Raw genomic sequence first — 21,855 nt, 5'->3', positions numbered from 1 at the left:
TTTAGACGCGGTTGGAAGGCGGAACGTCGGTCTCGCCGTTGTTCTTGGCCTTGACGTCCGGATGTCCCACAACCTTGCCTTCAACGGCGTCGGAAGCTTCCTGGGAGTCCTTCGCTTCGGAAGAGCCATCCTTCTTCATTTCCCGGACTTCGGACTTGAAAATACGCATCGACTGCCCAATGCTGCGCGCCATGGACGGCAGCTTCGGCGCTGCAAAAAGCACCAGAGCCAGGACGATGATGATGATGAGATGCCAGCCTTCGAGCCTCATGTGGGGAGGTCCTTTCCTTTTGGATACATCCTACGTCTAACTGAATTCTATGTCGTGCAGGGATTGGGGCTGACCCCGCTCGGCTTTACGCTTGACGCGCTTCTGGCGACGAACTTCCTGGCGGAAGGCTTTGGCCGTCAGGTAATCATGACGCATCTCCTCCGGGGAGGCAAAAATTGCGGAGCCTGGTTCCGGACGGGCTTCCGCCGTTTCAACGTCGGAGGTTTCGGCGGGAGGAGAAACGTTGCTGAAACGTTTACCCGCGTCGCCTAATTCGTGAACAGTTGACATGAATTTTCTGAACAGCCGATAACCCAGCGTCAGGTGAAGAAGCAACGAAAGGGCAATAAGCGCGATCCACAACAGGATCCAGAACCACCAAGGCATCTGAGTAGTCTAGCCAGCCGGACTGTCTGAAGCCGAGCCGTACTCGGCCAAGGCGGCGTCGAGCCAGGCACGTGTTACCTGCCGCAGGCCCTCGGGCTCGAGGATCCGGACGGCGCCTCCGTGCTGGGACACGAACATGGGGAGCCACTCGGCGTTGCCAAACCGCACTTCTGCAAGAAGGCCGCCGTCGGGCAGTTGCGCGGTGCGCTCAGCGTAGTAGTCGTCCGCCAGTCCGGCGCCCTGCCGGGTCAGCTGCAGGACCACCAGGACGTCGTCATCGCTGGGAGTAAACAACCTGGCTGGGAAATCCTGTTCCGCTGTTGCCGTGCCGGATACGGGACGTCCATTCGGTTCCAGCAGTTCCACCCTGTCCAGCCGGAAATTGCGGAGCCCCGCTTTGCTGTGGCAGTAGGCCTCGAAGTACCAGGTGTTATCCAAGGAGAACAGTCGGAGGGGGTCCACGTCCCGCTCAGTCACCTCGTCGCGTTGCAGGGACAGATAGTGCAAATGAAGCTGTTGGCCTTCCCTGATCGCGCGGGTGATGGTGGCGAAAGCCTGAGATTGTTCGGGCGCGACGGACTGGCCGGCCACAGATCCAGCCAAGCGTCCGGCCTGCCCGGCCGCGCCGGTCAGCTTGAGGGTGACGGATTCCAGCGCGCTTCCCGGCTCGTCCTCCGGCATGCCGGCCAGGGCGGGCAGATCGCCCAACATGGCAAGTCCGGTCAGTAAGGCACCGGCCTCGTCCTCGCTGAAACGCACCGGGCGGTTGAGGTCCAGGTGCTCGGAGATGTAGACGTGATCGTTCTCCCACTGGATGTCCAGGAGGTCGTCCGGGTAGCCTTCGGGGAGCCCTGAACAGATCAGGATCTTGAGATCGTCGATGAGGGCCTTGCGCGTAATCCCGAAGTGGTCAGCGACTTCCTGGATATGCAGGCCTTGGTGGTGGACCAGAAACGGTACCAATTGCAGCATCCTTGCCAACTGGTCCTCCGAGGTGCGCTTTCGTGCCCGGGGCGCCCGTCCCGCTTCAGGAAACGTTAGCTGCGGCAACGGAAGGGCGTCGAAGTCCACGGCAGCTTTGAGGCGCCGCACGACGGCGGCACGCAGTTCCGCGGGTCCGGCCACCTTCACGTGGGGGCCATAGGAGGCAAGCTCTTCGGCAAGTTGCTCCGGATCCCGGAATTCCACCACGATGTGATCGCGGTTGTTGTCGTCCGGAACAGCCTCAACAAACGCTGCCCTTTTGCGCAACGCGAGCAGCCTGTCCATGTCCACTTCCAGGACGGCTTGCTGCACGGGCAGCTCATTGAGCTCAGCTAGCTCTGCGCGGGCGTTGAAGCCCTCGGGAGGATCGAAATGTTCTCCGGCCACCACGCTGACCGCAGTAGTCATCCGTGAGAGCCTGAAGAGCCTCTTGGCACCCCTCCCCCGGTCCAAACCCACGAGGTACCACTGGCCGAAGCGACTGCCGAGTCCCCACGGTTCCACTTCCCTGACTTCTTCGCGTCCGGTACTGACCGCAAGGTAGCCGAAGCGGACCGGGTTCCTGCCATGCATGGCCGCCACGACGTCGTCGAAAGCTTGTCCGGCGGGCTTGATGCGCGGCTGCACCCCCGCGGGAAGGTCGACGTCGGTAAAGCCGCCGGCCGCCTGCAACTTACGGACGGCGTTTGCTGCAGCAGTGCCCAGCGCGGCGCGTTCCCACAGTTGGGCGGCCAGCAGGAGCACTGTGGACTCCGCAGGCGTCAGGCTGACGTCGGGCAGCCTGTTGGAATCCTTGCCGATCCGGTAGCGGGTTGTCGCAGGGTCGTCACCTGCGAAACTCCGGGGATCCATGAGGGTCTCGATCTCGAAGCCAAATTGCTTCAGATCCACTTTGTCGCGCTCAAACATGCGCCCAAAGGCTACGTCGTTCTCAGCGGAATCGTGGTAGACCTTGTCGCGCAGTACGGCACGCGTCAGTCCCACCTTGGTGTTGAGCAATGCAAGGAGAAGGTTCAGGAGTCGTTCAGTGCGGGATGCGGACACGGTTGCTACGTTACTAAAGACCAGCAGGAAAGCAGCAAGGCGCGTCACCGACCGGCAAAACCGGGAGGTAACGCGCCTTGCGAAGAAACTGAGTCCTAGCGGACAGCTACGAGGTCGACCACGAAGATCAGTGCCTCGTTGGGCTTGATTGCTCCGCCTGCACCACGGGAGCCGTAAGCCAGTTCCGAGGGGATTTCGAGGCGGCGACGGCCACCGACCTTCATGCCAAGGAGGCCCTGGTCCCAGCCCTGGATGACCTGGCCGACGCCAACACGGAAGTCGAGCGGAGCGCCACGGCCCCAGGAAGCGTCGAACTCTTCGCCGGTGGACCAAGCCACACCGACGTAGTGGGTGGACACGGTGTCGCCGGCCTTGGCCTCCGTGCCGGTGCCTTCAATGAGGTCCGTGATGACGAGGTCCGTGGGGACGTCGCCTTCCGGGAAGTCGATTTCCGGCTTGGTGCGGTCGAAGTCACGCTGACCGAATGACATGGTTACTCCTTGGTGTGAGGGGACGAATTGGTGTCAGGAACCAGCTTAGCCAGTGCTTGGGCCAAGCAGGATCTACTTTTTGCCGGTGATCTCAACAACGAAGACGAGCGGGCCCGCCGGGCGCTGCTGAGCTGCAGCGTTGGCGCCGTATGCCAGGTCGGTCGGAATAGTCAGGAGGACCTTGGACCCTACCTTTTGGCCGGTCAGTCCAAGCGTCCAGCCCTGGATGACCTGGTTCAGGCCGAATGTTGCGGGCTCTCCTCGGTCATAGCTCGAGTCGAACTTGCTGCTGTCTTCCCAACGCCAGCCCGTGTAGTTGGCGTCAATGGTGTCGGTGCTCGCCAGTTCCTCGCCGGACCCTTCGGACAGAACCTTCACGGACAACCCGGCAGGAGCGTCAACTTTGGGAATCTCCACGGACGGGACACCCTTGTCATCGAAAGTCACCTTGGGCAGCTTGCCGTCTTTGTCCAGTTGCTCGGTGTCTTCCTTGCTGAGGAGGCCGGGCGCGTCCTTCGCCGAGACGAGCTTGAACACGATCAACTTGGACGAGGTTGCGGGCGAAGCCGTGGCATCCCCGGGAGCAGCGATGGCAATGTGGCTGCCCACCTTTGCCCCAACAATTGCGTTGTACATGGCTGGGTTGGCTGACTTCAACTGATCGTTGATACCCAAGGACTCGGGATCGGCCGTGTAGGTATCCTCCAGAGACGAGCCGTCGTTGCCGTCCATCACGACGTAGGCAAGCTGGACGGTCTGCCCGGCCTTCACGGCATCGCCACTGCCTTCGCTGACCACCTTCACGGTGGGCTCGGCAACGGTGAGGGGCTTGGAGAATTCGATACCGGGTGCTTTGTCGTCTCCGTTGTCCGTCACTTTCACGGAGTCGAGCTTGGAAACGTCACCAGCCGACTGGCTGGTGGGCTCGGCGGCCGGAGTGCTTCCTCCACCGCACGCGGTGATGAGCAGCAAGGCGGGAAGGAGAATTGCTAGGAGTCGGCGCACAAAAAAGACACTTTCGTCGGGGCAAGGGACACTCGGAATAGCGCGTAGCGCATCCAAGCAGGTTGTCTCTTGGGAAGAGACCACTATCCAGAATAGCCCGTGAAGCTGGGAGTCAGCTCATAGAGTCCAAGAGCGCATCCACCCGTTCGTCGACGCTGCGGAACGGATCCTTGCAGAGAATCGTCTGGTGTGCGCGGTCGTTGAGCTTCAAGTGCACCCAATCAACGGTGTAATCCCGCCCAAGTTCCTGCGCGCGGCGCACGAAGTCGCCACGCAGTTTGGCGCGGGTTGTCTGGGGCGGTGCGTCCACGGCATCTTTGACATCGGTCTCCGTGACAAGTCGTCGTGCTGCTCCCCTGGCCTGCAGCAGGAAGAAGATGCCACGCTGCCGCGAGATGTCGTGGTAGGTGAGGTCGAGTTGTGCGATGCGGGGCGAATCAAGGCTAAGGTCATGCCGACGCATGTAACCGTCCATGAGCTTCTTCTTGATGGCCCAGTCGACCTCGGTATCGATGGTGCTGGTGTCGCCACTCTCGATGGCGTCAAGGGTCCTCTTCCACAGATCAAGGATCAGCGGTACATGGGCGTTATGGGCGCCGTTCGCGGCGACGAACTCGGTCACCTTGCCCAGGTACTCCCGCTGGATATCAAGTGCGGTAAGTTGCCTGCCATTGGCCAGCCGAACCAGGGCCCGGCCCGTGAGGTCGTGGGAGATCTCCCGGATGCTGCGGATGGGGTTCTCCATGCGCATGTCCCGCATGATGACTCCGGCTTCGATCATGCGCAGGATGAGGTCCACCGTGCCGACTTTGAGCAGTGCCGATGTTTCGGACATGTTGGAGTCGCCCACGATCACGTGGAGGCGACGGTAGAACTCGGCGTCCGCGTGTGGCTCGTCGCGGGTGTTGATGATGGGGCGCGACCTGGTGGTAGCAGAAGACACGCCCTCCCAGATATGGTCCGCGCGCTGGGAGAAAGCGAACGTGGCTCCGTGTGGTGTCTTCAGCACCTTCCCTGCCCCGGCAATCAGTTGGCGGGTCACCAGGAACGGAATGAGGATCTCGGCAAGGCGAGAGAATTCCCCGCGCCGCGGTATGAGGTAGTTTTCGTGGCTGCCGTAGGAGTTTCCGGCGGAATCGGTGTTGTTCTTGAAGAGGTAGACCGTGCCGTTGAAGCCCTCCGCAGCGAGCCTGGCCTGTGCCTCGTCCACGAGGTCGTCAAGGATGAGTTCGCCGGCTCGGTCATGGGCAATGAGTTGCGCGAGGTCGTCGCACTCCGCCGTGGCGTATTCCGGGTGCGAACCCACATCCAGGTAGAGCCGTGAGCCATTGGTTAGGAACACGTTCGAGGACCTGCCCCAGCTAACCACCTTGCGAAACAGGTAGCGTGCCACTTCCTCGGGAGCCAGCGGTCGCGAATCCGGGCTGGAATACGAGATTCCGAATTCCGTTTCGATGCCAAATATTCGCTTATCCATCTCAGCTCTCCTCTGTGAGCAGGCGGGTCATGTCTTCGGGCAGCAGCCGCCGGAAGGCTCTGCGTGAGCCACGGTGACTCTCCGAAGCGCGGTACAGGACTGCTGCTTCGACTGCGGTTGCCGGCAACGCGTCAACGTCCTTGTCGGCGGCCAAAGCTTGGAGCGCCAAACGCATGGCCCCCGCAAGGGTCAACTCCGGCTCCCAAGCCCCGCTGACGACGTCGGATATCTGGTCGGCCAGTCCGCCCATAACCACGAAACCGTTCTCGTCGGCGATGGAACCATCAAACGTGAGGCGGTAGAGGTGGTCCTGCTCCTGTGCAAGACCCACCTCGGCTACAGCCAGTTCCACTTCGAACGGCTTCTGCTCGGCCGTGAAGACAGCTCCGAGGCTCTGCGCATATACGCTGGCCAAACCCCGGGCCGTGACGTCTTCGCGATCGTACGAGTAGCCACGAACGTCGGCGTATCGGACGCCTGCTTGCCGCAGGCTTTCGAACTCGTTGTACTTGCCCACCGCAGCGAAAGCGATCTTGTCGTAGATCTCACCGATCTTGTGCAGCGACGGCGAGGGGTTCTCCGCGATGAGCGCGATGCCGTCGGCGCAGCTGATGACCACCACGGAGCGTCCGCGGGCGATGCCCTTCCGTGCGAAGTCCGCACGGTCCTTCATCAATTGCTCGGGCGAGACGTAGAACTGCTGTGTCATGTCAGGCCTCCCGTCCGGCGATGGCCCGCGATTCGACAATGGCGGCGGCAATGTTGGCCAGATCCCGGTCAGGGACGCGTCGGTTGCCTGCCCGGTTCACGGTGTAGACCACCGGCCACAGCTGGCGCACGGGGTCGGGGCCGCCCGTCGCAGAATCGTCGTCGGCGGCGTCGTAGAGAGCCTCGACGGCCACGGCGATGGCATTCTCTTCCGACAGGTTTGGCTTCCACAGTTTCTTCAGGGCACCACGCGCGAAAACCGAACCTGAACCAACGGAGTGGTGTTCCTGCTCCTCGTAGCGGCCACCCGTGACGTCATAGGAGAACAAGCGGCCCACGCCGGAGACTTGGTCGAAGCCCGCAAACAGCGGAATAACTGCCATGCCCTGCATGGCCATGGGCAGGTTCCCGCGAATCATGGCTCCGAGACGGTTGGCCTTGCCGACGAGGCTGAGGAGTGTGCCCTCGATCTTCTCGTAGTGTTCCAGTTCGACCTGGAACAGTCGGGTAATGTCGATTGCCAGCCCGGCCGTTCCAGCGATGCCCATCACGGAGTACTCGTCGGCCGGGAATACCTTCTCGATGTGCCTGCTGGCGATGATGTTGCCCATGGTGGCGCGGCGGTCCCCGGCCATGAGGACGCCCCCCGCGTACGTCAAGGCGACGATGGTGGTGGCGTGTGGCGACGATGGGACCGTGCCGGCGGGCAACGATTGATTGAACGGCAGGAGTTCGGGACGCGAGCGTTGGAGATGTTCCGTAAAGGAAGACGTTGCCTGGGTGGCCAGGGGGCCAGTTGATGGGTCCTGCATTGCTGCACTCCTTCGACTCTGCGTTCCGATGCCCGGCGGCCTCTCGCCGGCCGGGCAGTACATTCCGGGGTGGGTCCGGTTACTGGCCGCCCTTTTGGACGAACGCCCTGACGAACTCTTCGGCGTTTGATTCCAGGACGCCGTCGATTTCGTCGAGGAGGTCGTCCACGCCCTGTGTTGCTTCCGATGCTTGCGCTTCGGGTGCTGCCGGTGGGGCCTCCGGGACGTCCACTTCAGTTTCGGTTTCCCGTGACTGCGGTTGTTGCTGCTCCTGAGCTGCCATTTTCTTTCTCCCTACTGTCAGTCTCCTGATGACGGAGACTTCCTACTGCCATATTGCCACGCTGCGGGCTGCTGCGGATGGCTTTGACCAGGCATGAATCTTCCCGTGGCGGGCACGCCTCAGCTCTTGGCCGCCGGCGGATTCTGGCCCATCAATTCGGCCAGGAATGAGCCCGCGTCCTGATGGCGTTCAAAGAGTGCGCCGGTCAGGGTCTGGGTTCCCCTCAAGGGTTCGCGGGTGGGGACGCGCTGCAGCTTTCCCAACCCGGGAACGTCGAAGATCACTGAGTCCCAACTGGCACCGACAACGTCCTTGCCGAACTTGGAAACGCAGCGGCCACGGAAATACGCGCGGGTGTCCGACGGCGGTTCGCTGACCGCTCTGGCGATGTCGCCGTCGTCGACTATCCGCGTCATGCGGTCCCTTGAGAGCAGCCGGTAGTACAGGCCCTTTTCGGGGCGTATGTCCGACCATTGCAGGTCCACCAAGCCGAGCCGCGCGTCGTCCCACGCGAGCCCATCACGGTCACGGTAACCCTCCAGCAACGACCTCTTTGCCACCCACTCGACAGAGGAAGCGGCGGCGCTGATGTCACTGCCCAGCGTTGTCAACGTGGACTCCCAGCGCGCCAGGACCGCGTGGGTATGGCCGTCGCCTGTCACGGAATCGGCCACGCCGGTCTCCTGGGCGAGTTTCGCGGCGGCCTCGTAATACATCCATTGGATATCGAGGGCAGTAACCCTTCGTCCATCAAGGAGCCGCACCGTGGCAGTGAGCGTGGTGTCGTGGCTGATGGACTGCAGCGCCTGGACAGGTTCGTGCACCTCGATCTTCGGCGCCTGTCCCGCCTCGATGAGGCTCAAAACCATGGCGGTGGTACCAAACTTGAGATAGTTGGAAGCCTGGCTGAGGTTTGCGTCTCCGATGATGACATGAAGGCGGCGGTACTTATCCGCTGTCGCGTGAGGCTCATCCCTGGTGTTGATGATGGGACGCCGGATGGTTGTTTCCAGCCCAACCTCGGCCTCAAAGAAATCGGCACGTTGGCTGATCTGGTACCCGGGCGTCGAACTGTCCTGCCCAAGGCCCACGCGTCCGGCACCGCACAATACCTGGCGGGATACGAAGAACGGCGTCAGGCCACGGATGATGTCCCCGAACGGCACCGAGCGCGGCATGAGGTAGTTCTCGTGGGATCCATAGGACACGGACTTGTTGTCGGTGTTGTTCTTGTAGAGGTTGATGGGGGGAAGCGCTGTGTCAGCCGCCACCTTCCGAACCGTGGCCAGGGCCACCAAGTCCCCGGCCGCGTCCCAAGCCACAGCGTCCCGCGGGTTGGTGACCTCGGGGCTTGAATACTCGGGATGCGCATGGTCCACGTAGAGCCGCGCACCGTTGCCAAGCACCATGTTCATCAGCAGCGACCCGGACTCGTCCGCGCCATCCAGTTCCAGTTCCTGGCGACCATAGGCCAAGGCGACTGCTTCGGCGTCGAGCACCGGCGGCTGGTCGGTGAGCTGGCTGGGGTCGGCCGCCGCCCTGTCCACTGTCCAGCCGCGGGCGTCGTGCAACGGTTCTTCGTCCGTGTAATCCCAACGCGTCTCGGCTCCCCCGGCCGCCCGTTGCCGGGTCACCGTGGCATATGCCTGGATGATTCGTGCAGACATCATGGTGGCATTCGCCCCGGGGGCCGACGGTGCGTGGATTCCGTATTCAGTTTCCGAGCCCATCACACGCATGGCGCCGCCGGTAGGCAACTTTTCAGCAGGCGAACCTTCAGGTCTTGCTGTCACAGGTACTGGCCCGTGTTGGCGGTGGTTTCAATGGACTTGCCCGGTTCCTGCCCGGCCTTGCCTTGAACAATGGTGCGGATGTAGGTAATCCGTTCACCCTTCTTGCCCGAGATACGCGCCCAGTCATCAGGGTTGGTGGTGTTCGGCATGTCCTCGTGCTCACGGAATTCATCAACCACCGCACGCAACAAGTGGTCGATCCGGAGTCCCTTTTGGTTGGTGGTCAGGAGATCCTTGATGGCGTATTTCTTGGCGCGGTCAACAACGTTCTGCACCACTGCACCGGAGTTGAAGTCCTTGAAGTAGAGCATCTCGGTATCACCATTGGCATAAGTGACCTCGAGGTATTCATTGGATTTCTCCGTGGAATACATGGCCTCCACCGTGCGCTGCACCATGGCGTCCACGGTTGCCTGCACGTCTCCGCCGTACTCAGCCAGATCCTGGGAATGGAAGGGCAAATCAGTGGTGATGTACTTGGCAAAAATGTCGGCTGCTGCCTCGGCGTCCGGCCGCTGGATTTTCACCTTCACATCGAGGCGTCCGGGCCGGAGAATGGCGGGATCGATCATATCCTCGCGGTTTGAGGCGCCAATGACGATCACGTTGTCCAAGCGCTCCACACCGTCGATTTCACTCAGCAGTTGGGGCACGATGGTGGTTTCGACGTCGGACGACACACCCGTACCGCGGGTGCGGAACAACGAGTCCATCTCGTCGAAGAAGACGACGACTGGGCTGCCATCCGATGCCTTTTCACGGGCACGCGAGAAGATGAGGCGGATATGGCGCTCAGTCTCGCCCACATACTTGTCCAAGAGCTCAGGTCCCTTGATGTTCAGGAAGTAGCTCTTGAGATCGGTGTTGCCGGCGCGTTCTGCAGCGCGGGCCGCCAGGGAATTCGCTACTGCCTTGGCGATGAGGGTCTTGCCACAACCCGGAGGGCCGTAGAGAAGGATTCCCTTGGGGGCCTTCAGGCCGTGTTCGCGGTACAGGTCCGGGTGAAGGAACGGCAGCTCGACGGCGTCGCGGATCTGCTCGATCTGCGGCCCGAGCCCACCGATGTCCTGGTACGTGATGTCCGGGACTTCTTCCAGGACGAGGTTCTCCACCTCTGCCCTCGGAACCTTCTCAAGGGCGTAGCCCGTACGGGAATCCAAGGACAGTGCGTCCCCGACCTTCAAGTGGACGCTTTGGAGCGCCCCGGACAACCGGACGACGCGTTCCTCGTCCGCCCGACCCACGACAAGTGCCCGATCCTTGCCCAGCATTTCCTTGAGGGTGACAAGTTCCCCGGCACGTTCATAGCCAAGACCGGCCACTACCAGGAGCGCCTCGTTCAGGAGGACTTCCTGTCCAACGGCAAGCTGGTTGACGTTGACCAACGGGCTGATGCCCACGCGCATTTTGCGTCCGGCGTTGAAGATATCCACGGACTCTTCGGTAGCTGCCTGACCAGAACTGCCAGCGGCCGGCTGCCTGCGCGGATTGATCTGCACCACGGTCCCGAAGCTGTAGGGCGGCTGGCCCTCCTGTTCAAGGGCTCCCTTCAAGCGGAGAATCTCCGCCTTTGCCGTTTCCAGCATGCTCACAAGCTTGCTGTTGTTCTGGGTGGCCGCTGCCAACTGGCGGTCGATGTGGCGAAGCTTGTCCCGGAGGATGTTGATCTGCCGTTCGGCAACCGTCAGTTCACTCGAAGGGTCTGGCGGTTGGACAGCGGCAAGCCTCCGGCCTGCCGTTTCTTCCGCTGCGTCTGCTTCTTCCGGCGTCGGCCGTCCAAGGTCGTTGTTTGACGTATCCACGATTCATCAGCCCCTTCCTGCGCTTAACAAGACCATAGTCCCGAAAAGCTCAGGGTGCTGGGTGACATCCGGAATGCGGACCCTATTGTGACCTTTTCAGTTTGTGACCGACGGATCATCCTGGACGTTGGTTCCGGCGATGGCATCGCGGGCGGCGCGGCGGAGTTTCTTGTCCGATACTGAACGCTCCCCCACGGCGCCGGGGGTCCAGGCGTTGAGGTCCTCTTCGCTGAATTCCGTCTTGGACGGACGGCGCTTCACGGAGATTCCGGTGACGCCATCGGCGAGGCGGCGCGTGACCAGGAGGAATCCAGTGTGGGCCACCATGCGGTGGTCCGGCCGGACGGCCAGGCCCTCCAGGTGCCAGCCGCGAACCATTGACTCCCAGGCATCGGGCTCAGTGAAGCGGCCATCGGCACGGATGGCCTCGGCAGTGCGGGACAGCTGCGTGACGGTTGCCACGTAGTTGATCCACACGCCGCCCGGGGCCAGAACGGTGGCAACGGCGTCCAGGCACTCCCACGGAGCGAGCATGTCCAGGACCACACGGTCCACGGAGCCCGGAGCCTCGGCCTTGACGACCTCTTCCTGGAAGTCACCCAGGGAGATCTGCCACGCCGGGTGAGCTCCGCCAAAGATGGTCTCGACGTTGCCACGCGCAATATCCGCGAACTCTTCCCGCCGCTCGAAGGAGTGGAGGTAGCCGCCGTCGCCGACTGCGCGCAGCAGGGAAATAGAGAGTGCGCCAGAACCCACGCCCGCTTCCACCACGCGTGCGCCGGGGAAAATGTCGGCCATGGTGACGATCTGGCCTGCGTCCTTGGGGTAGACAACCGCAGCGCCACGGGGCATGGACAAGACAAAGTCCGAAAGCAGTGGCCGCAGCGTCTGGTACTGCTGACCGACGTTGTTGCTCACCACGGAGCCGTCCACCTTGCCGATGATTTCATCGTGGTTCAGGAAGCCGCGGTGGGTATGGAAAGCGCCGCCCACCTCCAAAGTAATGGTGTTCATGCGGCCGCGCTCGTCGGTGAGCTGGACCCGCTCGCCCACGCGGAAAGGCCCGCGGCGACGCGCAGCGCCCGTTGGCTGCACGGGCGTGCCGGTTGCTGCCTCGTCAGTGCCTGCGCCTGCTTCGGGGGCGGCGGTTTCGCTGCTCATGTGGGGTTCCTCGCTCCTGTACGGCTGGGCCGCGATGTGTTGCTGGCTGGTGGGCGCCAAAAAGTTCAACGCGTGGTCGGGTTAAAGCGGCCGGCATGTAACTCTACCGGCAGGGTGTCAGGCGCGTCCGCTCCGGCGGGCTTCCTTGCCTGTTATGGCCGTCACTACGGCCTGCTGGCGGAGGAGCCCGGTGACGATTCCGTTGTGGTCCACCACAGCGTATTCGCCGCCCTCCAACCGTGCCAAGTACTGGATCAGTTCCTGACCCTTGGACCATTCGGGGACGTAGGCCCCGGCGGCCAGGGCATGGGCAACCGCGGTGACGGGCGTCGTCGTCGCGGCTTCGGCAGGAACAGCGGCAGTTGCGCCGACGTCCACCACACCCTGCGGTTTGCCGTCAGGTCCGCAAATCACGACGGCGGGACTTCCCGCGGGTGCTACGGCCAGGACATCTGCCACGGTGGCCGTGTTCGGTACACCGACAGCGGGTTCTGCCAGGCCGGCGGCACTGACAAGATAGAGACGGCTGCGGAGCTTGGCGTGGTGGATGGAGCTCGAAGCGCTCATCCAGAGGAATCCGCAAACGAGGACAGTAATGACCGTGTACATGAGGTTGGGCAGCTGCCCTTGCAGGAATGGCACAACAATGAACCAGATGACCAGGGCCACCACGATGATTCGACCGGACCAGCCGGCAGCAATGGTCCCCTTGTCCTGGCTGCCGGTGGCTTTCCAGACAGCAGATTCCACCAACCGGCCGCCATCGAGCGGCATTCCGGGGAGGACGTTGAAGATACCGATCACCAGGTTGGCCAGTCTCAGGATGTCCGCGAGCATGGCGGGCACGCCGGTCAGCGCGTGGGTTGACAGAATTGCCCACATCAGTGCGGCGATGACGAAGTTTGAAGCCGGTCCGGCCAGGGCAACGGTGACGGAACGGCCAGGCGAAGCCGTGAAGTTCTCGAACTGCGTGTGCCCGCCCCAGAGATTGAGGACTATTTTCTCGCTGGGCCATCCGAACGCCCGGGCACTCAGCGCGTGTGCCAGTTCGTGGATCAGGACCGACACAGCCAGCAGTAAGGCGATGGCCAGCCCTACCAGGTAGCCCCAGTTGCCAATGCCCGGGAATAAGTCAATGACAACCGGGCCGTAGAAAACCACAGTGACAGCGGCGATGACAAACCATGAGTAGGCCAGATAGACGGGCACGCCCGCGATCTTCCCCAGCGGGATGCCTTCCCTCTTCGTCGCAACGTGATGGGGGGCGGGAGAACTGCTCACCTAGTTGGCCCCTTCAAGCAGGTTTTCTGCCGTGAAGCGGTCATCGACCAACTGGCCGACGTCCGCGGCAGTCCGGCCAACCAGGGTGTCCCACATGATCATGCGAGGGTCCTCGGGAAGGGGCACCTGGTGGGGAATCCCAACGGTGACCACACCCGAAGCGATGGCGGCCGTAGCGCCGGGTACGGAGTCTTCCAAGGCCACGCAATGGTGGATGGTCAGGGTGGGGTCGTCCAGCCGAAGCCGTTCGACCGCCGTCAGATAGGCCTCCGGGTGTGGCTTGCCGTTGGTGACGGTATCGCCGGTAACCATGAACTCGAAGTAGGGCTTGGGAAGGCTCTCCACTACGACGCCGGCGAGGGGGCCTTCGGACATGGTCACCAGGGCGCAGCGGATGCCGGCCGTGTTGAGTTCATCCAGCAGTTCACGCGCGCCGGGTCGCCACGGGACTTCCTTGCGGACCTGTGCAATGACTTGGGCGCTGAGGGTGTCCACGATTTCACGGGCCTCAAGCCTGACGCCGGCGGCCTGAAGAACGGCTGCCGAATGAAGCAGGGACTGTCCCACCAATTGCATGGCCTGCTGATGCGACCAGCTGCCGCCATGGGACTCCACCAGCGCGCGTTCGGCTGCAATCCAGTAGGGCTCGGTGTCCACGAGTGTGCCATCCATATCCCAGAGCACGGCTTTGAGGAGGGGCTGGCTGGGTAACGAATGCATGGTTTCCAGTCTACGTGGAACCTGACGGCCGGCTGTGCCTGCATTGCGCTGTGCGCGAATCGGTGACACGCATTGACATGAAATGCCATGCATCCACGAGGGTCTTGGACGTAGGGTGAGTGGATGAACAGTGTGGACGGGACCCCCGAAGGACAGGACATCACCGCGGAGCCCGAGCGTTTCCTCAAGGAACCCGCGGACGGCCAACGCGTCACCGTCATGCTCGCAGCTTTTGAGGGCTGGAACGACGCCGGTGAAGCCGCCAGTGATGCGCTGCACTACTTGAACAAACTCTGGGACGGCAAGAAGGTTGGCACGGTTGACGCCGAGGAGTATTACGACTTCCAGTTCACGCGTCCCACCGTGCGCCGTACATCCTCGGGCGCGCGGAAGGTCAAGTGGCCATCCACCAGGATCTACAAGGCAGCTGTTCCGGACAGCAACGTGGACGTCGTCTTCGTACTGGGCACCGAACCCTCCTACCGTTGGCGCGCCTACACCACTGAATTGCTGGTCCATGCCGAGGCGCTCAAGGTCGATTCCGTGATCCTGATCGGGGCGCTTTTGGCCGATGTCCCCCATAGCCGACCCATTCCAGTCAGCACGACCACCGAGGACAGTTCCCTCAGGGAACGCCTCAACTTGGAGGCATCACAGTACGAGGGACCGGTGGGGATCGTCGGCGTGCTCGCCGAGTTCGCCATGCTGGCGGGATTGCCCACAGTGTCCTTGTGGGCAGCAGTTCCCCATTACGTTGCCCAGCCGCCGTCTCCCAAGGCCCAGCTCGCAATCCTGCACAAGGTCGAGGACCTGCTCCAGGTTCCCCTGGACAGCCAGGCGCTGGCCGAAGAATCCGAGGCTTGGGAACGCGGCGTGGACGAACTTGCCACCGAGGACCCTGAGATAGCTGCCTATGTGCGGCAACTTGAGGAAGCCAAGGACACCGCAGATCTTCCGGAAGCTTCCGGCGAATCCATTGCCCGTGAATTCGAGCGATACCTTAAGCGACGCGGCAAAGAACGACCCTGACGGACACACCAAAGACAACGGCCCTGACAGGAAGTCAGGGCCGTTGGTGCTTAAGCGGTTCTGGCGTGTGCCTAGAGCTCAACGCCGAGCAAGGCATTGACGGCGTCGCCAACCTGGGCTGCGTCAAGCGCGGACACGGGGGTTTCTGCTCGGAGGGCTTCGTCGGCCCAGCGGTCAACAGCGGCAATGGCTCCAGGAGCGTTGAGGTCATTGGCCAACTCGCTGCGCATCGCGGTCACCAAAGCGGCCGCGGAACTGGCCGGAGCGTGGTTCAGGGCAACACGCCAACGCCCGAGCCGCTCCTTTGCTGCCGCGAAGTCTTCTGCGGTCCACGACCAGTCAGAGCGGTAGTGGTGGGCGAGGATGGCCAGGCGGATGGCGGCGGGCTCCTCCCCTGCCGCGCGGAGTTTGGAGACCAGCACCAGGTTTCCCTTGGACTTGCTCATCTTCTCGCCGTCCAAACCCACCATGCCGGCGTGGGCATAATGGCGGGCCAGCGGGACGCCGGACAGCGAATAGGCGTGGCCGGCACCCATCTCGTGATGAGGGAACACCAGATCCGAGCCGCCACCCTGAACGGTGAAGGGCGCCGGTAGGTACTTCTGTGCGATCACCGTACATTCGATATGCCAGCCGGGCCTGCCATCGCCCAGGGTTGCTCCGGACCAGCTCGGTTCGCCTTCCCGGGCAACGCGCCAGAGCAAGGGGTCCAGGGCATGGCGCTTCCCGGCCCTTGTGGGGTCGCCGCCACGTTCGGCGAACAAGGCAAGCATTTCGGTTTCGCCCAACCCGGAAACGTCTCCCAGCTTCCACGCGTCTGTTGCGTCCGACCGCTTGCCGGCCATTTCGACGTCGTAGTAGACGTCGCCGTCGGGTTCGCCATCCGTTCCATGGACGCGGTAGGCGACGCCGTCCGCCAGGAGCCGCTCGATGGCGGGCACGATGTCAGGGATGGCCTCAACGGCGCCAATGTAGTGGCTGGGAGCAATGACGTTCAGGGCGTCCATGTCCGTATGGAACAGGTCGATCTGGCTCTGCGCCAGGTCCCTCCAGTCCACTCCGGTGGCCGTGGCGCGCTCAAGGAGGGGGTCGTCGATGTCCGTGACGTTTTGGACGTAGGAGACACGGATGCCGGCATCCCGCCAGGCGCGGTTCAGGAGATCGAAGGCTACGTAGCTGGCCGCGTGTCCCATGTGAGTGGCGTCGTACGGCGTGATGCCGCAGACGTACATGGACTGTTCCGGTTGCCGCTCGACCTCCACGACGCGGCCAAGGGCTGTGTCGTACAGCCGTAGTTGCGGCATGCTGCCAGGCAGCTCAGGAACAGGGCGGGAGGTCCACGATTTCACGACTCAACCTTAGTGCTAGGCGCTGATCACATTGAAACCGAGCAGGACATACAACGCCAGGCCCAGCAGGATCCGGTACCAAACGAACAGCCTGTAGCTGCGGGTGGAGACGAACTTCAGGAACCATCCGATGATGATGTAGCCCACCACGAAGGCGATGACGGTGGCCAAGGCCGTCTCCGGAAGGCCGTAAGGCCCGGCAAGGCCCTCGTTGGAAACCGTTTTATACAGCTGGAAGAGGCCACTGCCGAACACCGCAGGGATTGCCAGGAGGAAGGAGTACCGGGCGGCGGCTTCACGGGTGTAGCCCATGAGCAGTCCAGCGGTGATGGTGCCGCCGGAGCGGGAAACGCCGGGAATCAAGGCCATCGCCTGCGCAAAGCCGTACAGGATGCCGTGCTTGTAGGTCAGTTGTGTGAGATCCCTCTCTTGCCGCCCAATGGCGTCCGCTACGGCGAGGATCATGCCGAACACGATCAGCATGGTGGCAACAATCCACATACTGCGCAACACTGATTCGATCTGGTCCTGGAACAACAGGCCCAGGACGATGATCGGCAGGCTGCCCAGGATCACCAGCCACCCCATGCGGGCGTCCGGGTTGTTGCGCTCTACTTTGCCCGTGAGGGACCCGAACCAGGCCCGCACGATCCGTACGATGTCGCGCCAGAAGTAGACGATGACGGCGGTTTCGGTTCCGAGCTGCGTGATCGCTGTGAACGCCGCACCGGGGTCGGCGGCATTCGGAAGGAATGAGCCCACAATCCGCAGGTGTGCGCTTGAGGAGATCGGGAGGAATTCGGTGAGGCCCTGCACGAGGCCCAGCAAGGCTGCTTCTATCCAGTTCACGTGAATAGACCCTACGTCATGAAGACTGGGAACTGCCCGTAAGCTAGCAGCTATGCAGCAGCGTTATGTCGGAAACAGCGGGTTCCGTGTGTCCTCTTTGTCCCTCGGAACCATGTCCTGGGCGCAGGAAACAGATGAACAGGACGCTGCCGAAGTGCTCCACGCATTCGTTGCTGCCGGCGGCACGGTCATCGACACGGCCGCGTCCTACGGACAAGGCCGGGCCGAAGCAATGCTGGGGTCCATGCTGGGTGACGTGGTGGCCCGTTCAGAAGTCGTCATCTCGACAAAAGCCGGCGTGTCGTCGTCGGACTCCCGGCGAAGCATCAACGCTTCCCGAGGTTCAATGTTGTCCGCCCTCGATGCCAGCCTTGCCCGGCTGGGAACCGATTACATCGACATTTGGTTCGCCCACGAGTGGGACCCGAATGTGCCACTTGACGAGACCCTTTCAGCTCTGGAGCTCGCCCAACGGACGGGACGCGCCCGTTACGTGGGAATTTCCAACTACAACGGGTGGCAGACAGCGAAAGCCGCTGCCGTGGCCGGTTTCACGCTGGTAGCCAATCAGTCCGAATACTCCCTCGTGCAACGCAAGGCCGAGGAGGAACTCATCCCTGCAGTGGAGGACGCCGGGCTGGGGCTCATGGCCTGGGCGCCGCTGGGCCGGGGTGTCCTGAGCGGCAAATATCGTGGACAGATACCTGCTGATTCCCGGGCAGCGCAGAGCCGGCTTGCTGCTTACGTTGAGCCGTACCTTGAACCGGGGGCGTCCCGTGTGGTGGAAGCTGTGGCGATGGCCGCCCGTGGACTGGGCCGGTCGCCGCTGGACGTTTCCCTGAGCTGGTTGCTGTCGCGTCCCGGTGTTGCGACGGCGATCATTGGTGCCCGGAACGCTGTCCAGTTGAAGGAACTGCTGGACGCGCAGTTGACGGTGCTGCCCGCCGAGATATCGCGCGCCCTGGAAGACGTTTCCGCCCCGTAAGTCCGCTAGTGGCGGTCCAGGATGTCCAGCAGGTAGTTGCCGTAGCCACTCTTGGCGAGTTTTGCCGCCTGCTGGCGAAGTTCGTCGTCGGTCAAATAGCCCATCCGCCACGCCACTTCCTCCGGGGCGCCGATCTTCAGACCCTGCCGGTTCTCGGTGGTGCGTACGTAGTTCGAGGCGTCGTTCAAGTCGTTGAAAGTACCCGTGTCCAGCCAGGCGGTACCCCGCGGAAACTTCTGCACGTGCAACCGGCCGAGGTCCATGTATTGACGGTTGATGTCCGTGATTTCCAGCTCGCCGCGAGGGGAAGGCTTGAGATCTTTCGCCATGGCCACCACGTCGTTGTCGTAGAAGTACAGGCCAGGAACGGCATAGTTGCTCTTTGGCACGGTGGGCTTCTCTTCGATGGAAACGGCCAGGCCGTCGTCGTCGAATTCCACCACGCCGTAAGCGGACGGATCCTTGACCCAATAGCCGAAGATGGCGCCGCCGTCGACGTCCACGTAGTGGCGGAGCTGATTGCCCATGCCGGGCCCGTTGAAGATGTTGTCCCCCAGGATGAGGGCCACCTTGCCGCTGCCGATGTGGTCGGCGCCCAGAATGAACGCCTGGGCGAGGCCGTCCGGCGTCGGCTGCTCCGCGTAGCTGAGGTTGACGCCGAACTGAGAGCCATCACCGAGCAGCCGCTGGAACTGAGCTGCGTCCCCCGGCGTGGTGATGACCAGGATGTCCCGGATGCCGGCGAGCATCAGCGTGCACAGAGGGTAGTAGATCATGGGCTTATCGAACACGGGAACCAGCTGCTTGCTGATTCCGAGCGTGATGGGATGGAGCCGCGAACCCGTCCCACCTGCAAGAACAATTCCTCGCAAACCTGCCGTCCTCACCTGTGCCCAGTCTCGCCGCGGACGGCTACTCTAGGGCCATGCAGAGAATCCTTGTCACCGGCGGGGCCGGATTCATCGGATGCAACTTTGTCCACTACATCATGGAGCACACCGGCCTGCATGTCACGGTCCTGGACAAACTGACCTACGCGGGCAACCTCGAATCGCTTTCCGGGTTGCCGTCACAACGCTTTGATTTTGTCCACGGCGACATCTGCGATGCCACGGTGGTGGATCCGTTGACCGCCGCTGTGGATGCCGTGGTGCATTTCGCTGCCGAGTCCCATAACGACAACTCCCTGCAGGAGCCCCGGCCCTTCGTCGACACCAACCTGCTGGGTACGTTCACGCTGATCGAAGCCGCCCGGAAGCACGGCACGCGCTTCCACCACATCTCCACGGATGAGGTCTACGGCGACCTTGCCCTGGACGATCCCGGACGCTTCACCGAAGATTCGGTGTACCGGCCAACAAGTCCCTACTCGGCAACCAAGGCGGGCTCGGACATGTTGGTCCGGGCGTGGGTACGGTCCTTCGGCCTCAAAGCCACCATCAGTAATTGCTCCAACAACTACGGCCCCTACCAGCACGTGGAGAAGTTTATTCCGCGACAGATCACCAACATCCTTGATGGCATGCGCCCGAGGCTCTACGGCAATGGGCGCAACGTCCGGGACTGGATCCACGTGGAGGACCACTCCTCGGCTGTGCTCGCCATACTCGAGGGCGGCAGGCTGGGCGAAACGTACTTGATAGGGGCGGACGGCGAACGTTCGAATCGTGAGGTAGTGGAAAAGCTGCTGGCGCTCACAGGCCAGTCCCCCGAGGCCTACGACCTGGTGGGCGACCGACCGGGCCATGACCTGCGGTACGCGATCGATTCAAGCAAGCTCCGCCGGGAGCTCGGCTGGGCGCCACGTTATTCGGACTTCGACGCCGGACTGGCTGCAGCCGTGCAGTGGTACAGAAGCAACGAACAGTGGTGGCGGCCCCAGAAGGCTGCCACGGAATCCAAGTACGCCGGCCAGGGGCACTGAACCGTGGAACCGGCACGGCAGCTGCGCTCCAGGACCACGCCGATCCCCGGGCTGGTGCTGTTCGAGCTGCCGGTCCACAAAGACGACAGGGGATGGTTCAAAGAGAACTGGCACCGGAGCAAGATGCTGGACCTCGGGCTACCGGACTTCGGCCCGGTCCAAAACAACATCTCCTTCAACACTGCGAGAGGGACCACCCGCGGCATCCATGCCGAGCCATGGGACAAGTTCATTTCCCTCGCCTCAGGCCGCATCTTCGGTGCTTGGGTGGACCTGCGCGAGGGTCCCGCGTTCGGGACGGTGTTCTGCTCGGAGCTCACTGCCCAGGACGCAATCTTTGTTCCCCGCGGGGTGGGCAATGCCTTCCAGACACTGGAAGACGATACTGCCTACACGTACCTGGTCAACGACCATTGGAGTGCGGAGGCACAGACGGATTACACCTTCCTCAACCTGGCGGACGAAGCCACTGCCGTACCCTGGCCGATCTCCCTGGACAGGGCGATTGTGTCTGCCCAGGACAGGAACCATCCACGCCTCCAGGAAGTGGTGCCGATGCCAGGTCGCCGCACGCTGGTGCTGGGAGCGGACGGGCAACTCGGGAAGGCTTTGAGGGTGGTTTTCACAGGGGACCCCACCGTGGATTTTGCCGGACGGAAACAGTTCGACCTCACCTCTGAAGCGTCGTTCGTGAACCGTGAGTGGCGGAAATACTCCACTGTGATCAACGCAGCGGCCTTCACGGCTGTAGACGCCGCCGAGACCCCGGAAGGCCGCCCGGCTGCCTGGAGCATCAACGCAACGGCCGTAGCCCGATTGGCGAGGGCCGCCGTCGAGCATTCACTCACTCTTGTCCACATTTCCAGCGACTACGTCTTCGATGGCACCAATGACGTACATCGGGAAGATGAACACCTGACTCCCTTGGGCGTCTACGGACAAAGCAAAGCGGCCGGCGACCTTGCGGTGGGCACTGTGCCGCAACACTACGTTGTTCGCACCAGCTGGGTGGTGGGCGACGGAACAAACTTTGTGCGAACCATGGCAGGGCTGGCCTCACGGGGAGCATCGCCTGCGGTGGTTGATGACCAGTGGGGGCGGCTGAGCTTTGCGTCGGACATCGCCTCGGGCATCCGGCACTTGCTCGATAACCGGGCACCTTACGGAACCTACAACCTCAGCAATAGCGGAGAACAACAGACGTGGGCGGATATTGCCGAGGACATCTATCGCCTGCGCGGCGCAGATCCCGGCCTTGTTCGCCGGACCAGCACCGCTGAATACGCCAAGCCGGGTACGGCACCGCGCCCCCGCAGCAGCGTCCTGGACCTGTCCAGGATTCGCGGCGCCGGTTTTAATCCACCGACGGCGGCCGAGCGGCTTGCCGCCTATCTGGACGGTTCCGGGACCTAGCGGAGCGCGAAAAAACGGCCTAAAGTGGCCCTACGGCAGCCCACCATGTGGCTGGGCCGGGAGACAACTCAAGTAAACAAGATGGTT

At 62.5% G+C, this 21,855-nt stretch carries 21 protein-coding genes; 4 read left to right on the top strand and 17 right to left on the bottom strand.

The annotated features are described in order from the left end of the window. Position 1: 1 nt before the first annotated feature. The 14 genes from tatA to ACR30Z_RS13040 form a co-directional block, all read right to left on the bottom strand. Positions 2–271 (bottom strand): Sec-independent protein translocase subunit TatA, encoded by a 270-nt coding sequence (tatA, locus tag ACR30Z_RS13105; RefSeq protein ID WP_144648308.1) that lies wholly within the window; start codon positions 269–271, stop codon positions 2–4. Positions 272–307: 36 nt separating this feature from the next. Continuing rightward, on the bottom strand, positions 308–658 hold the full coding sequence (locus tag ACR30Z_RS13100; protein WP_144648307.1) for a hypothetical protein: 351 nt from the start codon (positions 656–658) through the stop codon (positions 308–310). Positions 659–667: 9 nt separating this feature from the next. Then, the gene (locus ACR30Z_RS13095; RefSeq protein WP_434372983.1) at positions 668–2,686 is read right to left on the bottom strand and encodes a helix-turn-helix transcriptional regulator; all 2,019 of its coding nucleotides are present in this window, start codon (positions 2,684–2,686) and stop codon (positions 668–670) included. A 95-nt stretch (positions 2,687–2,781) separates the two neighbouring features. Then, entirely contained in the window at positions 2,782–3,177 is a 396-nt protein-coding gene (locus ACR30Z_RS13090) for an FKBP-type peptidyl-prolyl cis-trans isomerase (RefSeq protein ID WP_011774867.1), read from the bottom strand. Between the two features lie 72 nt (positions 3,178–3,249). Then, positions 3,250–4,182 (bottom strand): FKBP-type peptidyl-prolyl cis-trans isomerase, encoded by a 933-nt coding sequence (locus tag ACR30Z_RS13085; protein ID WP_144648305.1) that lies wholly within the window; start codon positions 4,180–4,182, stop codon positions 3,250–3,252. 112 nt (positions 4,183–4,294) lie between these two features. Continuing rightward, positions 4,295–5,659 carry a Pup--protein ligase gene (gene pafA, locus ACR30Z_RS13080; protein ID WP_144648304.1) on the bottom strand — a complete coding sequence of 455 codons (1,365 nt, stop codon included), beginning with the start codon at positions 5,657–5,659 and terminating at the stop codon, positions 4,295–4,297. A gap of 1 nt (position 5,660) precedes the next feature. Continuing rightward, positions 5,661–6,368, bottom strand: coding sequence for a proteasome subunit alpha (prcA, locus tag ACR30Z_RS13075; protein WP_144648303.1), 708 nt, complete (start codon positions 6,366–6,368; stop codon positions 5,661–5,663). Position 6,369: 1 nt separating this feature from the next. After that, complete coding sequence (gene prcB / locus ACR30Z_RS13070) at positions 6,370–7,179, bottom strand: proteasome subunit beta (RefSeq protein WP_434372982.1); 810 nt, start codon at positions 7,177–7,179, stop codon at positions 6,370–6,372. Positions 7,180–7,258: 79 nt separating this feature from the next. After that, on the bottom strand, positions 7,259–7,462 hold the full coding sequence (locus ACR30Z_RS13065) for a ubiquitin-like protein Pup (protein ID WP_043806102.1): 204 nt from the start codon (positions 7,460–7,462) through the stop codon (positions 7,259–7,261). A gap of 119 nt (positions 7,463–7,581) precedes the next feature. Beyond that, a complete protein-coding gene (gene dop, locus ACR30Z_RS13060; protein WP_434373193.1) occupies positions 7,582–9,201 on the bottom strand; it encodes a depupylase/deamidase Dop in 1,620 nt (539 codons plus the stop codon). Positions 9,202–9,251: 50 nt separating this feature from the next. Next, positions 9,252–11,057, bottom strand: a complete 1,806-nt coding sequence (gene arc / locus ACR30Z_RS13055; RefSeq protein WP_434372980.1) for a proteasome ATPase — start codon at positions 11,055–11,057, stop codon at positions 9,252–9,254. A 96-nt stretch (positions 11,058–11,153) separates the two neighbouring features. Then, positions 11,154–12,218 carry a tRNA (adenine-N1)-methyltransferase gene (locus ACR30Z_RS13050; RefSeq protein ID WP_434372979.1) on the bottom strand — a complete coding sequence of 355 codons (1,065 nt, stop codon included), beginning with the start codon at positions 12,216–12,218 and terminating at the stop codon, positions 11,154–11,156. A 117-nt stretch (positions 12,219–12,335) separates the two neighbouring features. Next, the gene (locus ACR30Z_RS13045; protein ID WP_434372978.1) at positions 12,336–13,499 is read right to left on the bottom strand and encodes a site-2 protease family protein; all 1,164 of its coding nucleotides are present in this window, start codon (positions 13,497–13,499) and stop codon (positions 12,336–12,338) included. After that, positions 13,500–14,312 carry an HAD family hydrolase gene (locus ACR30Z_RS13040; RefSeq protein ID WP_434372976.1) on the bottom strand — a complete coding sequence of 271 codons (813 nt, stop codon included), beginning with the start codon at positions 14,310–14,312 and terminating at the stop codon, positions 13,500–13,502. Between the two features lie 30 nt (positions 14,313–14,342). Here ACR30Z_RS13040 and ACR30Z_RS13035 point away from each other — a divergent pair, with 30 nt between their 5' ends. Next, positions 14,343–15,248 carry a PAC2 family protein gene (locus ACR30Z_RS13035; RefSeq protein ID WP_434372974.1) on the top strand — a complete coding sequence of 302 codons (906 nt, stop codon included), beginning with the start codon at positions 14,343–14,345 and terminating at the stop codon, positions 15,246–15,248. A 71-nt stretch (positions 15,249–15,319) separates the two neighbouring features. Here ACR30Z_RS13035 and mshC read toward each other — a convergent pair whose 3' ends face one another. Both mshC and ACR30Z_RS13025 read right to left on the bottom strand, forming a co-directional pair. Then, entirely contained in the window at positions 15,320–16,597 is a 1,278-nt protein-coding gene (gene mshC / locus ACR30Z_RS13030) for a cysteine--1-D-myo-inosityl 2-amino-2-deoxy-alpha-D-glucopyranoside ligase (RefSeq protein WP_434372972.1), read from the bottom strand. A 15-nt stretch (positions 16,598–16,612) separates the two neighbouring features. Further along, a complete protein-coding gene (locus ACR30Z_RS13025; protein ID WP_144648295.1) occupies positions 16,613–17,446 on the bottom strand; it encodes an undecaprenyl-diphosphate phosphatase in 834 nt (277 codons plus the stop codon). A gap of 52 nt (positions 17,447–17,498) precedes the next feature. Between ACR30Z_RS13025 and ACR30Z_RS13020 the strand changes: the two genes are divergently transcribed. After that, positions 17,499–18,431 carry an aldo/keto reductase gene (locus ACR30Z_RS13020; RefSeq protein WP_434372969.1) on the top strand — a complete coding sequence of 311 codons (933 nt, stop codon included), beginning with the start codon at positions 17,499–17,501 and terminating at the stop codon, positions 18,429–18,431. 5 nt (positions 18,432–18,436) lie between these two features. Here the strand turns inward: ACR30Z_RS13020 and rfbA are convergent, their stop codons facing one another. Continuing rightward, entirely contained in the window at positions 18,437–19,303 is an 867-nt protein-coding gene (gene rfbA / locus ACR30Z_RS13015; protein ID WP_434372967.1) for a glucose-1-phosphate thymidylyltransferase RfbA, read from the bottom strand. Between the two features lie 53 nt (positions 19,304–19,356). On the opposite strand from rfbA, the gene rfbB reads away from it, so the two are divergent. Further along, positions 19,357–20,355, top strand: coding sequence for a dTDP-glucose 4,6-dehydratase (gene rfbB, locus ACR30Z_RS13010; protein WP_434372965.1), 999 nt, complete (start codon positions 19,357–19,359; stop codon positions 20,353–20,355). A gap of 3 nt (positions 20,356–20,358) precedes the next feature. Then, positions 20,359–21,768 carry a sugar nucleotide-binding protein gene (locus tag ACR30Z_RS13005; RefSeq protein ID WP_434372963.1) on the top strand — a complete coding sequence of 470 codons (1,410 nt, stop codon included), beginning with the start codon at positions 20,359–20,361 and terminating at the stop codon, positions 21,766–21,768. Positions 21,769–21,855: the final 87 nt, after the last annotated feature.

This window comes from Paenarthrobacter sp. FR1, assembly GCF_051106045.1.
In the GTDB taxonomy this organism is placed as follows: domain Bacteria; phylum Actinomycetota; class Actinomycetes; order Actinomycetales; family Micrococcaceae; genus Arthrobacter; species Arthrobacter nitroguajacolicus_A.
The sequence above is the reverse complement of the archived record's forward strand: the minus strand, read 5'-3'. Positions and strand labels throughout refer to the sequence as shown.

Coding starts and splice junctions, on each gene's coding strand:
- tatA (WP_144648308.1), bottom strand. CDS start 271: ATGAGGCTCGAAGGCTGGCATCTCATCATCATCATCGTCCTGGCTCTG.
- ACR30Z_RS13100 (WP_144648307.1), bottom strand. CDS start 658: ATGCCTTGGTGGTTCTGGATCCTGTTGTGGATCGCGCTTATTGCCCTT.
- ACR30Z_RS13090 (WP_011774867.1), bottom strand. CDS start 3,177: ATGTCATTCGGTCAGCGTGACTTCGACCGCACCAAGCCGGAAATCGAC.
- pafA (WP_144648304.1), bottom strand. CDS start 5,659: ATGGATAAGCGAATATTTGGCATCGAAACGGAATTCGGAATCTCGTAT.
- prcA (WP_144648303.1), bottom strand. CDS start 6,368: ATGACACAGCAGTTCTACGTCTCGCCCGAGCAATTGATGAAGGACCGT.
- prcB (WP_434372982.1), bottom strand. CDS start 7,179: ATGCAGGACCCATCAACTGGCCCCCTGGCCACCCAGGCAACGTCTTCC.
- ACR30Z_RS13065 (WP_043806102.1), bottom strand. CDS start 7,462: ATGGCAGCTCAGGAGCAGCAACAACCGCAGTCACGGGAAACCGAAACT.
- dop (WP_434373193.1), bottom strand. CDS start 9,201: ATGCGTGTGATGGGCTCGGAAACTGAATACGGAATCCACGCACCGTCG.
- ACR30Z_RS13050 (WP_434372979.1), bottom strand. CDS start 12,218: ATGAGCAGCGAAACCGCCGCCCCCGAAGCAGGCGCAGGCACTGACGAG.
- ACR30Z_RS13040 (WP_434372976.1), bottom strand. CDS start 14,312: ATGCATGGCATTTCATGTCAATGCGTGTCACCGATTCGCGCACAGCGC.
- ACR30Z_RS13035 (WP_434372974.1), top strand. CDS start 14,343: ATGAACAGTGTGGACGGGACCCCCGAAGGACAGGACATCACCGCGGAG.
- ACR30Z_RS13020 (WP_434372969.1), top strand. CDS start 17,499: ATGCAGCAGCGTTATGTCGGAAACAGCGGGTTCCGTGTGTCCTCTTTG.
- rfbB (WP_434372965.1), top strand. CDS start 19,357: ATGCAGAGAATCCTTGTCACCGGCGGGGCCGGATTCATCGGATGCAAC.